The 16,746-nt window shown below is 70.8% G+C and carries 14 protein-coding genes and 1 tRNA gene; 7 read left to right on the top strand and 8 right to left on the bottom strand.

The features are described from left to right. Together ABZT87_RS02605 and ABZT87_RS02600 are read right to left on the bottom strand one after the other, a co-directional pair. Positions 1-501: a PDGLE domain-containing protein gene (locus ABZT87_RS02605; protein ID WP_355133165.1), complete on the bottom strand. Its 501-nt coding sequence runs from the start codon at positions 499-501 to the stop codon at positions 1-3. Further along, positions 498-1,214 (bottom strand): energy-coupling factor ABC transporter permease, encoded by a 717-nt coding sequence (locus tag ABZT87_RS02600; protein ID WP_354855158.1) that lies wholly within the window; start codon positions 1,212-1,214, stop codon positions 498-500. Before ABZT87_RS02600 ends, ABZT87_RS02605 begins: the two co-directional genes overlap by 4 nt. A gap of 439 nt (positions 1,215-1,653) precedes the next feature. Here ABZT87_RS02600 and bcp point away from each other — a divergent pair, with 439 nt between their 5' ends. From bcp to ABZT87_RS02580, 4 genes are all read left to right on the top strand, one after another. Next, the gene (bcp, locus tag ABZT87_RS02595) at positions 1,654-2,130 is read left to right on the top strand and encodes a thioredoxin-dependent thiol peroxidase (RefSeq protein WP_355133163.1); all 477 of its coding nucleotides are present in this window, start codon (positions 1,654-1,656) and stop codon (positions 2,128-2,130) included. A 100-nt stretch (positions 2,131-2,230) separates the two neighbouring features. Next, on the top strand, positions 2,231-2,992 hold the full coding sequence (locus tag ABZT87_RS02590) for an HNH endonuclease signature motif containing protein (RefSeq protein ID WP_355133161.1): 762 nt from the start codon (positions 2,231-2,233) through the stop codon (positions 2,990-2,992). A gap of 81 nt (positions 2,993-3,073) precedes the next feature. Beyond that, positions 3,074-3,158: transfer RNA gene (locus tag ABZT87_RS02585), tRNA-Leu, on the top strand. A 92-nt stretch (positions 3,159-3,250) separates the two neighbouring features. Further along, the gene (locus ABZT87_RS02580) at positions 3,251-3,778 is read left to right on the top strand and encodes a GNAT family N-acetyltransferase (protein ID WP_354855155.1); all 528 of its coding nucleotides are present in this window, start codon (positions 3,251-3,253) and stop codon (positions 3,776-3,778) included. 182 nt (positions 3,779-3,960) lie between these two features. Here the strand turns inward: ABZT87_RS02580 and ABZT87_RS02575 are convergent, their stop codons facing one another. Both ABZT87_RS02575 and ABZT87_RS02570 read right to left on the bottom strand, forming a co-directional pair. Beyond that, complete coding sequence (locus ABZT87_RS02575) at positions 3,961-5,010, bottom strand: expansin EXLX1 family cellulose-binding protein (RefSeq protein ID WP_355133159.1); 1,050 nt, start codon at positions 5,008-5,010, stop codon at positions 3,961-3,963. 97 nt (positions 5,011-5,107) lie between these two features. Then, positions 5,108-5,926 (bottom strand): MOSC N-terminal beta barrel domain-containing protein, encoded by an 819-nt coding sequence (locus ABZT87_RS02570; protein ID WP_355133157.1) that lies wholly within the window; start codon positions 5,924-5,926, stop codon positions 5,108-5,110. 112 nt (positions 5,927-6,038) lie between these two features. Between ABZT87_RS02570 and ABZT87_RS02565 the strand changes: the two genes are divergently transcribed. Further along, positions 6,039-7,127, top strand: a complete 1,089-nt coding sequence (locus ABZT87_RS02565; RefSeq protein ID WP_355133154.1) for an LCP family protein — start codon at positions 6,039-6,041, stop codon at positions 7,125-7,127. 106 nt (positions 7,128-7,233) lie between these two features. Next, a complete protein-coding gene (locus ABZT87_RS02560) occupies positions 7,234-8,760 on the top strand; it encodes a sugar transferase (RefSeq protein ID WP_355133152.1) in 1,527 nt (508 codons plus the stop codon). A gap of 47 nt (positions 8,761-8,807) precedes the next feature. On the opposite strand, the gene ABZT87_RS02555 is transcribed toward ABZT87_RS02560, so the two are convergent. Both ABZT87_RS02555 and ABZT87_RS02550 read right to left on the bottom strand, forming a co-directional pair. Continuing rightward, entirely contained in the window at positions 8,808-10,271 is a 1,464-nt protein-coding gene (locus ABZT87_RS02555) for a glycosyltransferase (RefSeq protein ID WP_355133680.1), read from the bottom strand. Between the two features lies 1 nt (position 10,272). Continuing rightward, the gene (locus ABZT87_RS02550) at positions 10,273-12,081 is read right to left on the bottom strand and encodes a hypothetical protein (protein WP_355133150.1); all 1,809 of its coding nucleotides are present in this window, start codon (positions 12,079-12,081) and stop codon (positions 10,273-10,275) included. A 406-nt stretch (positions 12,082-12,487) separates the two neighbouring features. Here ABZT87_RS02550 and ABZT87_RS02545 point away from each other — a divergent pair, with 406 nt between their 5' ends. Then, the gene (locus tag ABZT87_RS02545) at positions 12,488-14,194 is read left to right on the top strand and encodes a hypothetical protein (protein WP_355133148.1); all 1,707 of its coding nucleotides are present in this window, start codon (positions 12,488-12,490) and stop codon (positions 14,192-14,194) included. A 15-nt stretch (positions 14,195-14,209) separates the two neighbouring features. Here ABZT87_RS02545 and ABZT87_RS02540 read toward each other — a convergent pair whose 3' ends face one another. Both ABZT87_RS02540 and ABZT87_RS02535 read right to left on the bottom strand, forming a co-directional pair. Next, positions 14,210-15,694 carry an oligosaccharide flippase family protein gene (locus ABZT87_RS02540; protein ID WP_355133146.1) on the bottom strand — a complete coding sequence of 495 codons (1,485 nt, stop codon included), beginning with the start codon at positions 15,692-15,694 and terminating at the stop codon, positions 14,210-14,212. Beyond that, positions 15,691-16,743 (bottom strand): glycosyltransferase family 4 protein, encoded by a 1,053-nt coding sequence (locus tag ABZT87_RS02535; RefSeq protein WP_355133144.1) that lies wholly within the window; start codon positions 16,741-16,743, stop codon positions 15,691-15,693. Before ABZT87_RS02535 ends, ABZT87_RS02540 begins: the two co-directional genes overlap by 4 nt. Between the last annotated feature and the right edge of the window lie 3 nt (positions 16,744-16,746).

Raw genomic sequence — 16,746 nt, 5'->3', positions numbered from 1 at the left:
TCAGCCGGCCGCGCCGGCGCGGCGCGCGGCGGTGACCGCGTCGCCCGTCGCGTCGCCGTCGCCGGTGGTCGACACGGTGGACGTGTCGTCGCCCCTGGTCGACGCGGTGGACGTGTCGTCGCCGGTGGTCGACGCGGTGGACGTGTCGTCGCCGGTGGTCGACACGCCGCCCCGGCGGCGCAGCAGCCAGAAGCCACCGCCGCCGATCGCGAAGGTCACCAGCACCCCGAGCACCCCGGAGAGGCCGGTGGAGACGAAGCCGTTCTGGATGCCCCGCACGCCGTAGTCGGCGAGCGGACTGTCTCCCAGCTCGTGCTCACGGGCCTGTTGCGCCGGGCAACTGCCACCGACGATGTTGTCGTCGGCGTCGACGGTGCAGCCCTTGAGCAGGGAGGAGTCCAGGCCGTCCGGGTGCGACGAGGCGTAGTTGCTCACGACACCGGCGAGCAGCAGGGCGACCAGCAGACCGCCGGCCAGGAACGCCCAGGAACGGTTCTTCATCGGACACCTCCGGAGACCGGGACGGCGGGGGTGGCGGGAGTGGGCAGCGCGCGCAACGCGTACACCAGGTCGGGGCGCACCTTCGCGACGGTCAGCACGGTGGTGGCGGTGATCAGGCCCTCGCCGATGCCGATCAGCAGATGCACGCCGGCCATCGTGCCGGCCAGGCCGGCGAGGTTGCCGCCCAGGTCGGTGGTGCCGCCCAGCCAGTACTCGACGACGAAACCCTGGGACGCGACCACCACGCTGAGAAGCGCCGCGACGAACGCGGTGACGGCCAGGCCGGCCCGCGTGCGGGGCAGCACCCGCAACAGCACCGCGATCAGCAGGTACGCCGCGGCGGTGCCGAGCAGCGCCATGTTGGTGATGTTCAGGCCGAGCATCGCCACACCGCCGTCGCCGAAGATCAGCGCCTGCACGACGAGCACCACGGCCACGCAGAGCGCGCCGACCCACGGCCCGACCAGCATCGCGGCGAGCGCGCCACCGAGCAGGTGACCGCTCACCCCGGCCGTGAAGATCGGAAAGTTGAGCATCTGGACGGCGAAGATGAACGCCGCGACCAGGCCGGCCATCGGGGCGAGCCGATCGTCCAGGTCCCGCCGGCCGCGCAGGACGCAACCGGTGAGCGCGGCGAGCGCCAGGGCCGCGAACACCGCCGCGACGGGACCGTCGATGATCCCGTTCGAGATGTGCATCGCCAGTGTTTCCACGCGACCTCCCACGCGTCAGCGGACCCGTCCGGGACCGGCGGGGGTCAGCCTATTTCCTAGGAGTTGTTGTTGCCAGACTCTGGCAACAACGCATGGTCTTGATCACCTTTGGCAGGCCTCGACGTCGCGGGCCGACCCGTTGATCGACTCGCCGTGCCTGATGTCGGGGGTCCGCGTGACCGCGTCGGCGCTGCACGCCCAACCGGCCGTCCGCTCCGAGATCTTGGACAGTTTCCGTCAGCGGCTGACGGAAACTGTCCAAGATCTGCTCATGCCGCTGCCACAGGATGGCGCGGATCCGACAAATCGTCCTGCCGACGCCGACGAGCGGCGTGTCCACGGCTCGGGGACCCGCCGGGTTTACCGTAGGCGAGTCGATCAACGGGCCGGCGCGCGCCGCCGACGTCGACACCGGCATGTCCGGCGGTAGGGTCGGGTCATGACCGCGCCCGACCGCCTCTCCCCCGGTGACCCCGCGCCCGAGTTCACCCTCCCCACCGATACCGGCGACCAGCTCTCCCTGGCCAACCTGCGAGGCCGCAAGGTCGTCCTGTACGCCTACCCGGCGGCGATGACCCCCGGCTGCACCAAGCAGGCGTGCGACTTCCGCGACTCGCTCGCCTCGCTCCAGGCGGCCGGCTACGAGGTGGTCGGCATCTCCCCCGACAAGCCGGAGAAGCTGGCGAAGTTCCGCGACCGCGACGCCATCACCTTCGGACTGGTGTCGGACGTGGACAGGTCGGTGCTCACCGCCTACGGCGCGTACGGCGAGAAGCAGCTGTACGGCAAGACCGTCACCGGCGTGATCCGCTCGACCTTCGTCATCGACGCCGACGGCAAGATCGAACGGGCGCTCTACAACGTCAAGGCCACCGGGCACGTCGCCAAGCTCCGCCGAGACCTCGGCCTGGACTGAACCTGTCGCACGGTCTCGTTACCGTGCGTGAATGGTTCGGTACAAATACACGCCGGAGGCGCTCGCTCAGGCAGCAGCCGCAGCGCGCAACATCACCGAGGTGATGCGACTGCTCGGCGTCCGGGTCAGCGGTGGCTCGCACGCGCACATCAGCCGGCAGCTCAAGAGATTCGGCATCGACACGTCGCACTTCACGGGCAGCGCCCACAACAAGGGGCAGCGCGGCGCACGACGCACGACCTCATCACAGCTCTTGGTTCAAATGCCCGAGGGGTCCCGACGGACGCCGGGCGTGCGGTTGAAGTGGGCCCTGGCCACGCTCGGCGTGCCGGAGGAGTGCGAAGCGTGCGGGACAGGGCCGGTCTGGCGAGGCGCACCACTGGTCCTGCACGTCGACCACATCAACGGGGACTTCCTCGACAACCGGCCACCGAACCTGCGGCTGCTCTGCCCGAATTGCCACAGTCAGACCGAAACATTCGCCGGCCGGCGGAACCGGGCCCGCGATCCCGCCATCGTCGTCCGCACGGCGGGCGGTGGCGAGGAACGCTCGCACGAGACAGCGGGTTCCGATCGCCGAACGGCAACGCGGGAGCAGATCGTCGACCTGTTCGCCCGGGTCGACGCGCAGCAGATGACGGCCCTGGAAGCGGCACAGCACCTGGGCTGTGACCCGTCATACCTGCACAAGGTCCGGCGACTCCTCGAGCAGGAGGGCGTGTTGACACCGCCTCCGGGCCGCAGCTGGCGTTCGAGGGCTCATCGTGACGCGGTGATCGAACAGGCGCTGGCCAATCCGGATGTCGGACCGAAGCGGCTGTCGGGGATCCTGCGCAACCTGCCGACGGGAAGCGCACGGTAGGCCATGGCACGATCCCCACCATCCTGAAGGAGGCCGGGCTCAACACCGTCGAAGCCAGACGCTCTAGACTCTCCGATGTACGCGGGAGTGGCGTAACTCGGCAGCCGCGCAGGTCTTAGGAACCTGTATCCGAAAGGATGTGGGGGTTCGAATCCCCTCTCCCGCACAACTCAACGCAGATCCCGTGCGCGGGAGCCTGCTGTCAGACGCGTCACGGTCGCGGGCCACGAGCCTGGTCGAGCAGCCAGGATGGGCGCCGTGAGTCTGCGCTTCGTCCTTGATCCCGAACTGACCCCACGGCTGCGCGCCGACATCGTCGCCCTCTGGGTGGACGTCAGCAACGCCGGTGGCGCGGTGGGTTTCGTACCGCCGGTCACCGCCACCGATGTCCGTACGATCGCCGACCCGACGTTCGCGGGCATCGCGGAAGGGCCGGACCGGCTGCTGGTCGGCTACGACGGCGACCGGCTTGTTGCGGTACTGGTCTTCAGCGACAACCGGTTCGGCCTCAAGGCGCACTGGTGTGTGCTGAAGCGGGTGATGATCCACCCGGACACCCAGGGTGCGGGCCACGGGTCGGCGCTGATGCGCGAGGCCGCCCGGCTGGGTCGGGAGTTGGGCCACGAGGCGCTGCACGTGACGGTGCGCGACGGGTTGGGGCTGGACAATTTCTACCGTCGTCTCGGGTATCGGGAGATTGGTCGGCTGCCGGGCGCGTTGCGGGTGGCGCCGGGCGACGACCGCGACGAGATCCTCATGTGGCTCGACCTGACACCAACCGGCTGAGCGGCCGGCCGCACCAGGCCGCCAGCGCACCAGGCCGGACAGCCACACCGAGCCGTCCGGCCGCACCACGCCAGTCCGCACCAAGAAGGCACCACGCCGGCCAGCCGCACCACGCCGGCCGGCACCAAGAAGACCGGCAACAAGAAGGCCGGTAACAAGAAGACCGGCAACAAGAAGGCCGGTCAGCCGCACCAGCGGGCGGTTGCCCCGGCCGGTCGGGTGGAGGGCCGGTCGGCGACCGGGGTGGCCGGGGCGTTCGCCTTCGCCACCTCGGCCGGCCGGCGTGCCGATGTCGGCGTACCGCTGGGTCGGGCTGCCGGCGGGCGGGCCGTCGCGGACGGGCGCGACGTCCTGGCCACGACGCCACGCTCGTACATCCGCACCACACTGGACTGCACCTGACCGGGTGCCATCCGGATGCCGGACACGGTGACCCGGTGTCCGTACACGTCGCTGACCCGCACGCTGTACGGGCCGGGGCCCGCGCCGGAGGCCAGCAGCCAGTAGTTGTAGTCCTGCCGGGCGGTTGCGCGCCACGGGCCGTCGTCGCCCTGGCGCACCTCGACGGCGCGCAGCGGATTGCCGTGGTTGCCGATCCGGACGGCGAACCAGAACTGCGACGCGCCCTCCTTGATCCGGAAGCTCAGCGGGCCGGGCAGGGGCGGGTTGACCACAGCGCGGTAGGTGACCTGGACGAGGCCCTGCACCGGGTCGGCGATGCGGGCGAACGCTTCCCGGGACAGGTCGAGGTGTCCCGGCTCGCACTCCGGGCACTGGTCCATGATCAGGACACGGACGGTGCCCTTCGGGCCGGTGACGTCGAGGAAACCGCCGCAGGCGGCGCCGGCGGCGTACTCGGTGGGGCCGAGCGCGACGTAGAGCCGGTTGGCTGGCGCCGCTGGGTTCGAGCAGTTGCCGCCGGCGCCCTTCGAGTCGTAGAAGGTCGCCTTGCCGCTGTGGGTGGCGGTGCCGGTGGGTGGCGCGGCGGCGAGCGTCCGGCCGGCGGCGCAGGCCGGGGAGGAGCCGGACCGCAGGGCCAGGGTGAGCCCGAGCACCGCCGCGAGCACGGTGACCCCGGCTGCGACCAGCCAGGGCACCGGGCCGGACGGGGACGCGAGCCGCTCGTCCGGAGCACGGTCCAGGTCGAGTTCGATGTCGACGTCCTTGACGCCGATGGCGGAACCGTCGATGCCCCTGCTGTCGACGCCGCCGGGAGCGCTTCCGTCGGTCACGTCGGCGATGCTGCCGGACGCGCGTGCGGCCGGACAAGCCGGCTAAGCGAAAGCTAAGACAGCATCGACGGACGGTGACGGCCGGGACGCTGGCCGGTCAGGGTTCGATGACGACCGGGTCGCCGATCCGCAACGGGCCACTGTCGACGGGCACCAGGTGCAGTCCGAAGAGGAGCTTCTGGCGGACGTTTCGGTAGCGGCCGAGTGTGCGCAGCGGTTCCTTCGCGCGTACCCCGGTTTCCTGGTCGGTCGTGGTGACCACGCAGCGATCGCACGGCCCGGCGGCGCGCAGCCGCAGGTCGCCGATGCGCAGCGACCGGCCGGCCCAGCCGTCCTCGGCCCAGGCCGGCGCACCGTCGACGACCAGGTTGGGGCGGAACCGGGTCATCGGCACCGGCTCCTCCCCCGCGTCGGCGAGCCAGCCGTTGAGGGCGTCAAGGGAGGCGGCGTTCGTCAGCAGCAGCGGGTAGGCGTCGGCGAAGCTGACCTGGTCGCCGGTGTCGTGTTCGCGCGCGTCGGCGGCCACGTGCCGGGCCGGCTTGGCCAACCAGACGAGCCGGACGGGCCGGCCGAGCAGCGCGCCGAGCCAGGCATCGGCCGCCGCGCCGGCGGGCAGCGCCCAGACCGTGATCGTCCGGCTGCGGAAGGTTCGTACCGCCACCGGGTCGCCGCCGGCCGGCTCCGGCACGTCGAGGTCGGGCTGCCCGTCCGCGCGCAGCACCAGGCCGCCCGGTCGCACGACGGCGCGCAGGCCGACCAGCCGCGTGGTCTCCCGCTGGGTGACGCCGACGCCGTCGGCGTCCACCACCATCCAGCGTCGGTCGCCGGCCAGGCCCCACGGCTGCACGAACGCGCCGTCGTGGTCGAGCCGGTGACAACCCTTGACGGGGTACGTGTGAATCGAGGTCAGCCGCACCCGGCCACCATGCCATGCCGATGCCGTCGCCCACGATCCTCCCACCATCGGTGGGCTTTCCTGGCCGGACGAGGGTACGCGGGACGGAACGTGAATCAGTAGCATCGCCGTTATGGCGCGTGCAGACCAGACCGCAGAACTCAATCTCCCGACGAACAGGGGGCCGGTCGATCCTGGGCAGCCAGACGGTGGCGAACAGGCCACCTCCCCGTCGCCCCGACCCCGGCGACGGTGGAAGCGGATCGTCCTGATCACCCTCGTGGTCGTGGCGTTGCTCGCCGGCGGCGGTGTGGTCGCGAGCGGTCTCTACTTCCGCTCCATCAACTCCGACATCGAACGGGTGGACGCGTTCGACGGTGTGCCGGAGGAGTCGCGTCCGCAGCCCGTGGCGACCGGCGCGATGAACATCATGATCCTCGGCAGCGACTCCCGCGACACGGAGAACACCTCGGGCTCCCGATCGGACACGATCATCCTGGCGCACCTTCCCAAGGACCGGTCCAGCGCTCAGCTGATCTCCATTCCCCGTGACACCTGGGTGCACGTGCCCAAGTCGAAGGAGGGGCGCGGCGGCACCGACGCCAAAATCAATGCCGCGTACGCGTGGGGCGGCGTTCCGCTGATGGTCCAGACGGTGGAAGAGTTCACCAACGTCCGCATCGACCACGTGGCGATGGTCGACTTCTCCGGCTTCAAGGAGATCGTCGACGCGCTCGGTGGTGTGGAGATCGACGTGGAGCAGAGCTTCACCTCGACCCATTCGCTGAACCCCGATGGGCGGCGCGAGTTCACCAAGGGGAGGCAGACGATGGACGGGGCCGCCGCCCTGGACTACGCCCGTGAACGTTACGCCTTCGCCAATGGCGACTTCACCCGGATCAAGCATCAACAGCAAGTCATCAAGGCCATTTTGGACAAGGCGGTCTCCGGTGGGGTGCTCGCCAATCCCGCCAAGCTGAACTCGTTCGTGAAAGCCACGGCCAACTCGGTCGCCGTCGACCGTTCCCTGTCCCTGGTCGATCTGGCGATGGAGCTTCGTCACCTCCGGGGCGGCAACCTCGCGTTCTTGACCTGCCCCACCAAGGGGACGGGCATGATCGGCAGTGAAAGCGTCGTGCTCGCGGACAAGGGCAAGGCACAACGCGTCTTCGACGCCGTTCGCCGCGACGCGGTAGCCGACATCGCGTCCGCCGCAAAGTAGGAGACAGGAATGCCGTGCCGGCTCTGGTGGTGTAACTGACTCGGTCGTAACCTGCGATCGCCCCCTGGCATGAATTACGCCGGAGGGCTCACGGGGGAGGATCACCATGTCGAGCCAACCGGTCATGAGTTACCCGGGTGCGAGACGGACGGAGTTCGGCGACGCGCCACCGCAGGCGACGGCGCAACAGGCCGGCGAGAGCAGCCCTGTCGCCGAGCCGACGAGGGTGTCGGCGACAGCGTCCGTGCGCTCCGGTTTGGACACCACGGCGGTTTTGCCGTACGCCGGGTCCCGGGCCTCGAAGCGGACGCGCTGGCTGCGGGCCTGGATGTTGACGGCGCCCATCGACGTCGTCGCGCTGCTCGTTCCCCTGCTGCTGAGCCAGAACTACTGGCGGGGGACCCTGTCCAACGCGGCGCTGACCGTGGCCATCTTCGCGTCCGGCGGGCTCTATCGTGCCCGGCGGCACGTCGGCATCCTGGACGAACTGCCGAGCATCTGCGGACGGTTGCTGGCGTCCGCCGCAGTGGTGGCCATCATCGCGGCCGAACGTCACGACTCGGTGCACTACGTGGGCGGGTTCATGCGCGGCGTCGCGCTCTCCGCCGGCCTGGTGATCGTCGGCCGGGCCTTCAGCAGGGCATTCACCATCGTCGCCCGCAAGCGCCGATGGGTGGAGCACAACACGATCATCATCGGCAGCGGACCGGTCGGTCTGGAACTCGCCCGGCTGCTGCGGCGTTACCCGCAGTACGGCCTGCGATTCGTCGGTTGCGTCGACGTAGCACCGCACGAGGGCGTCGGGTCCGTTCCGTTGATCGGTACCTTGGACGATCTCGAAAAGCTCACCGAGATGTTGGAATGCGACGTCCTGGTCATCGCCGACCCGGATTGTTCCGAGTCGGCGCTGATGGACGCCCTTTTACGGGCGGTCGCTTCGCGCCCCGACCTCTGGGCGGTACCGCGTCTCTGGGGCTCCCGGTCCCTGGGTGGATATCCCGATCACATCGGCGCAATACCGATCGTCAAGATCGGAGATACCAAACTCTCCGGCCCACGCTGGGCAGTCAAACGGGCGTCTGATGTGGTCTTCGCCGCGGCGGCGTTGCTCGTCCTCAGCCCGGTGTTGCTGCTCTGCGCGATTGCGACGTTCCTCGCCGGCGGCCGGGGCATCTTCTTCTACCAGGAACGGATTGGTCGGTACGGCAAACCATTCAAGGTCATCAAGTTCCGCTCGATGCAGCCCGTCGACGAGAGCGAGTCGCAGACGAACTGGTCCATCGCACACGACCAGCGGGTGGGGGTGGTCGGTCGGTTCATGCGCCGGACGTCGCTCGACGAACTACCTCAGCTCTGGAACATCCTGCGCGGCGAGATGAGCGTGGTCGGCCCCCGGCCGGAGCGGCCGCACTTCGTGGAGAAGTTCTCGGTCGAGTACCCCACCTACGCGATGCGCCACCGGGTGCCCGTCGGGCTCACCGGGCTCGCACAGGTCAGTGGCCTGCGCGGCGACACCCCGATCTCCGATCGGGCGAGGTTCGACAACTACTACATCGAGAACTGGTCGCTGTGGCTCGACATCAAGGTCGTGCTGCGTACTGTCGCCGAGGTCCTGCGGGGTGGTGGCCGATAGTCCGGGCACGCCGAGGGTGGCCACACGGCTCGCGCCGCCCGCTGCTGTCAAGCGTCGTTCGCGCGCCGGCCGTCGGTGGGCAGTTGGTCGCCGAGCGCCACGGCGCGCAGCACCCGTGCGTGCCCGGCCAGGGATTCGTCCGGGGAGAACAGGCCGATCGCCTCCTCGCGCAGTCGCTCGCGGGCCGCGGCCCACGCCGCACGTTCGCGGATCATCGACGACATAGCCGCGACCAGGTCGGCCCGATTGCCCTGCGGCCGATACCGCAGATCGTTGATCACCTGCCAGTCGACGAGCTCAGCGTCCCCGGCCGGGTTGGCGACCAGGTGCCCGCGTCGGCCGTTCGCCAGCTGCTCTCGGGCGCCGCCGACGTCGGTCAGCACGACGGGCACCCCGGCAGCCAGCGCCTCCATCGATGCCAGCGACCAGCCCTCGAAGAAGGAGTCGAGGACGAACGCGTCCGCCGCCGCCAGCAGCGCCATCGGGTTGGCGCAGTGTCCACGCAGGTGGATGCGGCCAGCGCCCGGCACCGCCATGGCGGCCTGCCGGGTCTGCTCGTAGTACAGCAGGTCGTCGTTGGCGCGGCCCGCCACCAGCAGGTGGGCCCCCGGATGCTCAGCGGCCACCTCGGCGAAGGCCGTCACCAGGCCGTACGTGTTCTTCTGTAGGCAGTACCGCGCCAACGAAACGAAGAGGAACTCGTCGGTCAACCCCAGCGCGGCGCGGGCCCGCGCCCGGTCCACGCGCTGGACACGCGAGCCGTCGACGCCGTTCGGCACGGTGATCAGGCGGTCTTCGGGGTAACTCGGGTTTCGGGCGAGGTACTGCTGGCGGACGAGGTCACTGACCGCGACCTGCGCGGTGATCCGCTGTGCCCGCCGGCCTTCCGGCGCCCAGGAATCGGGGTGATAGAAGCGGTGCATGTCGTGCAGCGTCTCCACCCACGGGACGCCGACCTCGGTGGCCGCGTCGAGCAGCCAGTCGTCCGCGTTGTGCCCGCTGAACACGTCGGGGCGCCAGGAGCGCATCCAATCGGCAGCGTCGTCCGGCGACACCAGGTGGGTCGCGACTCCCTCATCGGCGAGGGCCCGGGCCAGCCGACCTCCCGTGCCGTCCTGCCCGGGCAGCCGTGTGCCGGTGTAGATGACCGCGGTGTCGACACCGTGGACCGGGAGCCGCCGGGCCAGGAACGCAGCCACCTCCTCCGCACCGCCGACGTCGAGCACACCGGTGGCGATGGCGCATCGCACCCGCCGGGAACCGGTGACCTCGACGGCGCGCGGCGAGACCGGCGGATGTGAGCCGGCGATCATCGGCCGAAGCGCTTCCAGGTCGCCCGCGCCCCCGCCCGGCACCAACGGCACCGACCAGTCCTCGCTGGGGCGGGACCTCTGCTCGCCCGGGTTCGCGAGCCGGCGCAGGGTACGGCCACCCACGCGGCGCAGTGGCGCCGGCACGACGTGGGCCTGGCGCTGTGCCCACAGGGCGAACCGCAGCGCGCGGCGCGACATGTCACTCACTCGGCTGCCCTTCGCGCTGGCCTCGGCCGAGGAAGATCGGGACGACGATTCCCGCGGCGATGCCCAGCACCAGCGGCCACCGGCTCGTCTCCGACAGGAACGGCGCGGTCATCAGGCACAGCGGCGCGATCAGGCAGAATGCCGCCGCGGACCGGACGACCACGTCGCTCCCGGGATCACGGATGGCCTTCAATGCCGCCAGCGCGGCCGCCGCGAGGAAGAGGATGACGAGCAGGGGTGCCAGCGGGCCGTACCGGAGCCAGTCCTGCAGTAGCTCGTTGTGGACGTACACCCGCTCGGAGTTGTTGGCCGCCAGACCCGGGAGCTGAGGCGCGAGAGGGCCGACGCCGGTCCAGAGGTTCGCCCGCACGTAGTTCCACCCGAGGCGCAGGTCGCTGAGGTGTCCACTCGTGGACGCCGCCTGGTGTTGGGCGCTCGCCTGAGCCGGTGGGGTCTGCGCCGGCCGACTCGGCGTCGTGGAGGCGTTGGCGGATCGGCTCGGACTGCCACTCGCACTCACACCACCGGCCGGGCGTGGGCTGCCGGTCACGCTCGGCGTGCCGGCGGCGCGGGGCTTGCCGGTCGCAGTCGGGCTGACGCCTCGGCTCGGCTGGCCACTCGCGCTCGGCTTGGCACTGACGCTCGGTGGGCCACTCGCGCTCGGCTTGGCGCTGACGCTCGGCGGGCCACTGACGCTCGGCTTGGCACTGGGGCTCGGTGCGCCGCTGGCCAGGTCGAAGCTGCCCGCGCTGCGCAGGCCGAGATCCGCGGCGAAACCCGGTGCGGCCAGCACGACCACGGCCACGACCAGGGCCGCGAACCCGAACTGCCGGATCATCCGCTGCCACCGTCGCCACGTGAGGACGAGGACGACCACGAGTGCGACAAGCGCCGCGACCCAGACGCTCCGGCGGAAACTAATCAGGATCAACAGTGGTGTGGAGGCAGCCAGGACCATGTGCCGCCAGTCCCAACGCCACCCGTTGTCCCCGAGCATGCCGATGAACACCGCCGCCGCGATCGCCGGGAGTGCCGAGTCGTAATAGATGAAGTAGGCGCTGAGACGGTCGTCGGCGGCCTCACCGAGCGGAATGGCGACGGCCGCCGCGACCAGCAGGCCGACCAGTGCGGCCCAGACCGTCGCTCCGGTGACTCGCTGGTCGTCCCGCAACCACCGGAAGCTCATGCCGATGAAGAGGCCCAGCACCAGCAGGACGAAGGGGCGGGCGTTCTGATTGACGGCCGAGAAGGCCGACTGCCCGTGGAACAGGCCGCTGCCGACGGCCAGCACGATGAGGCCGACGGCCGGTCCGAGCAGTGCGGGGCCGACCGAGCGGAGCTGCGGGCGTGCCGGTGGCCACCACCGTGCGGCGGCCGCGAGGACCGCCGTCACCGCGAGCGGCAGGATGATCGGGGCCTTGCCGGGGCTGATGAACGCCGGATAGCCAAGAGTGGTCAGCTCACCGAAGCGCCCGTTCGGTTTGATCTCCTGGGCGAGCACTGCCACGAGCACGATCCCGCTCATGGGGAGCCGGCGCACGAGCAGCGGCAACGCGACGGCGGCAACGACGCCGAGGAGCGTCGGCACCGTCCAGGCGATGTAGAGGGCCGACAACGCGGCGCACGCCCAGGACGCCCACCAGACCAGGCGTGGGCCGGCGGTGGCGGGCGGACGGGGATCGAGCACCCAGCCGAGGACACGGGTCAGGTGGGACGCCCGGTCCACCTCGTCGGCCGTGTCCCGCTCGGGGGCCTGTTCAGGGCTACGGGTGCCCGTGTCGTCCGTGCCGGAATCAGTCACAGTCCCTCTGGAACCCATCGCTGCCTTTGCCCCGAGATCGGGTTCGGCCCGCCTCCGCTGACACCGAACCCTGCCGACAACAACGCCGAACCGGCTGCCGTGACGACCGCGGGCGGCCACAGCCAGGGGCAGCCCGGTGACCAGCACGGCCGTACACTGTGGTAGGTCGCACGGCACTGCGCGTCGGCCGCCGCGGCACACAGTATCAGCAGGGGCGGGCGTGAGCGTCGCCGGAATCTCGCCCTGGACAACCCCGGCCAGCGCGGTGAACGGGGATCGCCGGTCGGATGATTGCCGGGCCATTAGTACGATGCTTATCGTTTTCGGTCGGACAGTTGACACGGCGTACGCCTAGCCGGCGGCCGCCACCCGGTTTGGTCACCCGGGATCACCCCCGGAGCCGCAGATGATCACCCGCCGCACCTTGCTCGCCGCTGCCAGCGGCATGGTCCTCGCCGGTGACGCCCCACCCCCGGAGCGCACCGTCTTGCTACCACCCCCGTCCGGGGGCGATGACACCGCTGTCCTCAACGCCGCCCTGGGTGGGGCGGCGGGCGGCCTGATACGCGGTGCCGACAACGCGCACTACCGGGTCAGCGCGCCCCTCGTGGTGCCCAGCGGCACGACGCTGATCATGTCCGGCTGCACGGTCACTCTGGCGGCCGGCAGCGCCTGCAACCTGCTCACCAACACAGCGGTGACCGACGGCGGTCGGGACAGGGACATCACCATCATCGGCGGCACCTGGGCCCGCGCGAAGGGGGTCGGTGGCACGGGTCCCGATCTACACACCCTGCGGTGGCGCAGGGTGGACGGCCTGACCCTCAAAGGGCTCACGGTGCAGACCGCCAGCGACAAGTACGCCATCTCCCTGGGCGACGTCGTCGATGCCACCGTCACGGAGATCAGATTCGCGGTGCACTCCGACGGCGTACACATCCAGGGGCCTGCCGTGCGGACCCGGATCTCGGGAATCCGCGGCTCGACGGGTGACGACACCGTCGCCATCACCCCCCGCGACTGGCAGGCGTACGACGACGTGTCGGGGCCGGTGACCGACACGGTCATCGAGGACGTCGGCGCTGCCTCACTCGCGGCCCTGGTCAAGGTGCTCGGCGGATCGCCGGAGACCGCCGCGCTGCGGACGACCGTCCGGGGTGTCACGGGCCTCGCCGGCAACAATGTCATCTGGATCGGTGACGACACCGCCGACTGGCGCACTACCGGTGGCCGCGTCGACGATCTGGTCGTCGAGCAGGTAGCGGCCGCTACGCTGCCTGGTCGGGGCGGCATGGTGCACCTCAACGGCTCCTCGGTGGGTCGCGTCCAGCTTCGCGGGTTGCGGGTCCAGGGGCCGCGCGGAAACGAGCCGCTGGTGCGGGTCGCGCCCTTCCGGCCGGCCACCCTTGACCGTCTCACCGTCGAGGACGTGGACGCTGAACAACTCGACGCCGCGCCGCTGCTGTCGATTGCCCGGACGGCGACGATCGGCCAGCTACTGGTGAGCGGGGTAACCGTCGCGGGCACGTCCGCCGGTACCGCCGTCGCCCAGATCGCGGGGGTGGTGAACGACCTGACCGTTCGCGCGGTCAGCCTGACCGCGAGCGGCGACAGCTACCTGCTGGAGCTGCCCGGATGGGCGACGCACGCCGCGGTACGACGTGCGAGCCTCTCGGACGTGCGGATCGTCGGCCGGGGCGGCGCCCTGGTCACCGCTCCGGCAGCCACGCACGTCCTACCGCGGGTGGCGGTCAGCCAGACGCGGACAGTGGGAACGCCCTGGCTGGTCGATCTCAACACCGCCACCGAGCTGACGGTGTCGAACGTGACCATCGACGACACGGGCGGCGGGGTGGCACGGGTGCGCAACTCGGGCGCTGCCGTGGTCCGCGGGGACGGGCTGCGGTCCGGGCGGGGTTCGCGGGGGGCGACGGTCGCCACCGGAGGATCGTTGGTCTCGTACACCCTGGAGTTGGCCGTCGACGTCAGCGAACTCGTGCGGGCGGACGGCAGCCGGGCGACCAACACGAACGCCGCGTTGTCCTGCGGCACCGGGCCGGTCGAGTGCACCGGCCTGACCTGGCAACACCTCCGGACCGGGGCGACCTGGTGACGCGCCAGCAGGCCCTCAGATGGCCTTGCGGGACAGGACCCGCCTGAGGTCCGCCATGGTGATCGCCCGCGTGGCCAGAACCGACACACCGAACACGGCGGCGGCCAACGCGCCCTCGACCTGCCACGGAAGCCGCACCAGCCACAGCATCAGAACCGTGGCGGCGCCCACGGCGAGGACACTCGCCAGCTCCCGAACGGGCAGCCGTGAGGTCATCGCGCGCGCGGCCAGCAGGCACGTGGTGGCCCCGATGACGAACTCGGTCGCTGCGGCGACGGCAGCCGCGCCGGTGGCGCCCCACCGGGCACAGGCCCAGAACTGCGCCGCGAGGTTAGCCACCGCCACCGAGACGGTCAGCACCGCGATCGGCCGTACCATGCCCAGCGCGGAGCAGATCGTCGTTCCGACGTAGCCGAGGGTGACGCCGACGAAGGCGACCGCCAACAGGAGCAGGGGCGTGACCGCCGGGCCGAAGTCGTCGCCGTAGAGGTAGGTGACGAGGGCGGGGGCCAACGCGATCAACAGCACCGCCGTACCCGTACCGATCACGACGCCGGTACGGGTCGCCAGACTGAAGATCAGCGTTCGGCGGTGCGCGTCCATGCTCAGACTCGTTGCCACGATCGGCAGCAGCGGGGCCACCAACATGGCCGGCCCGAGCTGGGCGACGTCGAGGAACTTGTAGGCGGCCGAGTAGTAGCCCAACTCGGCCGCCCCCTGCAGGTGGAAGAGGATCACCGAGCCCAGTCGGTAGTAGGCCATGACCGCCAGCGAGCTGATCGCGAGTGGCCAGCTCAGCGCGAAGATCCGGCCCGCCTCCGCCCAGGACGGTCGGCCCAGTGGCACCAACCTCCGGTTGATCGCGACCCCGATGCCGGTCTGCACCGCCACGACGGCCACGAAGAACCACGCGAGCAGGACGACGTCACCGCCGGTCCGGGCGATGAAGACGACCGCCACCAGCCAGAGGACGCCCTGGACGAGAGCGAGGACCGCCGACACCTCGGGCCGGAAACGGGCGGTGGCCCCCGCGGTGAGGATGGACGCCGCGGACAACGGCGTCGCGATGGCGATGACGCTCACGACGGCGCTGGACTCCCCGAACAGCCCTCCGGCGGCGGCGGCGAGCAGGGCGACTGTCGCGAGCAGCGCCACCGATGTACGGATGAGCAGGCCGGTCGTCAGGATGCGGCCGGCCGCCGCCTTCTCCCGCGCGATCCGGGAACTCACCGTGATCGTGGTGCCCATGTCGGCGACCTGCGCCGCCGCCGTGCCGAGGGTGAGCGCGAGGGCGAAGACGCCGTAGCCGCCGGGGTTCAAGTACCGGGCGAGCACGGAGGTGGTCGCCATGCCCACGACCATGCCGAGCAGACGAAGACCCAGGGACACGGCGGTGGCGGTACTGAGCCCGCGCGCCGACCGGGTGGCGTCCGCCGGGCCGGTCGTCGCGAGAACGCCCCGGTCGGCCGGCTCGGTCGTCGTCTGCCCCGGTGAGGTCATCGACGGCACTCCCCGAAGGTCCGTTCGTACGCGTCGAGCCACCTGTCGCGCCCGTGCCGCTGCTCAACGTAGGCGACACCGGTCCCCCGCCGCTTGAGCATCGCCGACACCGCGTCGGCCGTCAGCTCGGCCGGCTCGCCCAGAACGAGGCCCCCACAATGCGGAATCAACTCCGTACCAGGATCACCGCGAAACGCCACGATCGGCAGCCCGCCAGCGGCAGCCTCGAGGATGCAGGTCGGCGTGCCGTCGGTCTCCGCGCCGCAGTAGAGGTAGAAGTCGCTGGCCGCGAGGAGGTCGGGCACGTCGTCGCGGTGGCCGGTGAAGTGCACGTCGGCGGTGCCGGATGCGAGCCGCTCCAGCCGCTCGCGGTCCGGGCCGTCGCCGACGACGACCAGGGCGCTGCCGCTGGCCACCGCCGCCGCGACGGCCCGGTCGTGCCGCTTGGCGCCGTGCAGTCGCGCCGCGAGGACGGCGACCCGGCGGTCGTGGAAACGGCTCGGCAGCAACCGCTGGCGCAGAGCCGCCCGGGTCGCGGCCGGTGGCGCGGCGTAGCGGCGGGTGTCGATCGCGTTGGGGATAACCACCAGCTTGTCCCGGCCGACGACCGGTTCAAGGTCGGCGGCGACGGCATCGCTGACGCAGACCACTCGGGAGACGTGCTCGGCTGCGCGCGCGTAACCGGTGAGAAGCAGGCGACCGACCGGTCCGCCCATCCACCGTCCGTGCTCCGTCCATACGACGGGGGCCCGGCGCGACAACGGCGCGGTCAGCGCGATCTGTTCCCGCTTGAACTGCAGGTAGTAGACGGACGAGTCGGCGATGGCCCGGGTCCGGTGCCGCTCCATGGGCACCCGCAGCAGGCCGGCGGCCATCGTCCGGCGGGACCACTTCGGCCCGAGGCGGATGTCGCTGCGGACGAGACCCTGCTCCTCCCACCCTGGGCACCGGCCGTACAGGGCGACGTCGTGGCCACGGTCGCGTAGCCCTCGACCGAGCGAGACGGTGTGCGCCTCGGCACCGCCGGCTGTGTCCGATACCGAGACCATCGT

Source organism: Micromonospora sp. NPDC005237 (assembly GCF_040607775.1).
Taxonomy (GTDB): Bacteria; Actinomycetota; Actinomycetes; order Mycobacteriales; family Micromonosporaceae; genus Micromonospora.
The sequence above is the reverse complement of the archived record's forward strand: the minus strand, read 5'-3'. Positions and strand labels throughout refer to the sequence as shown.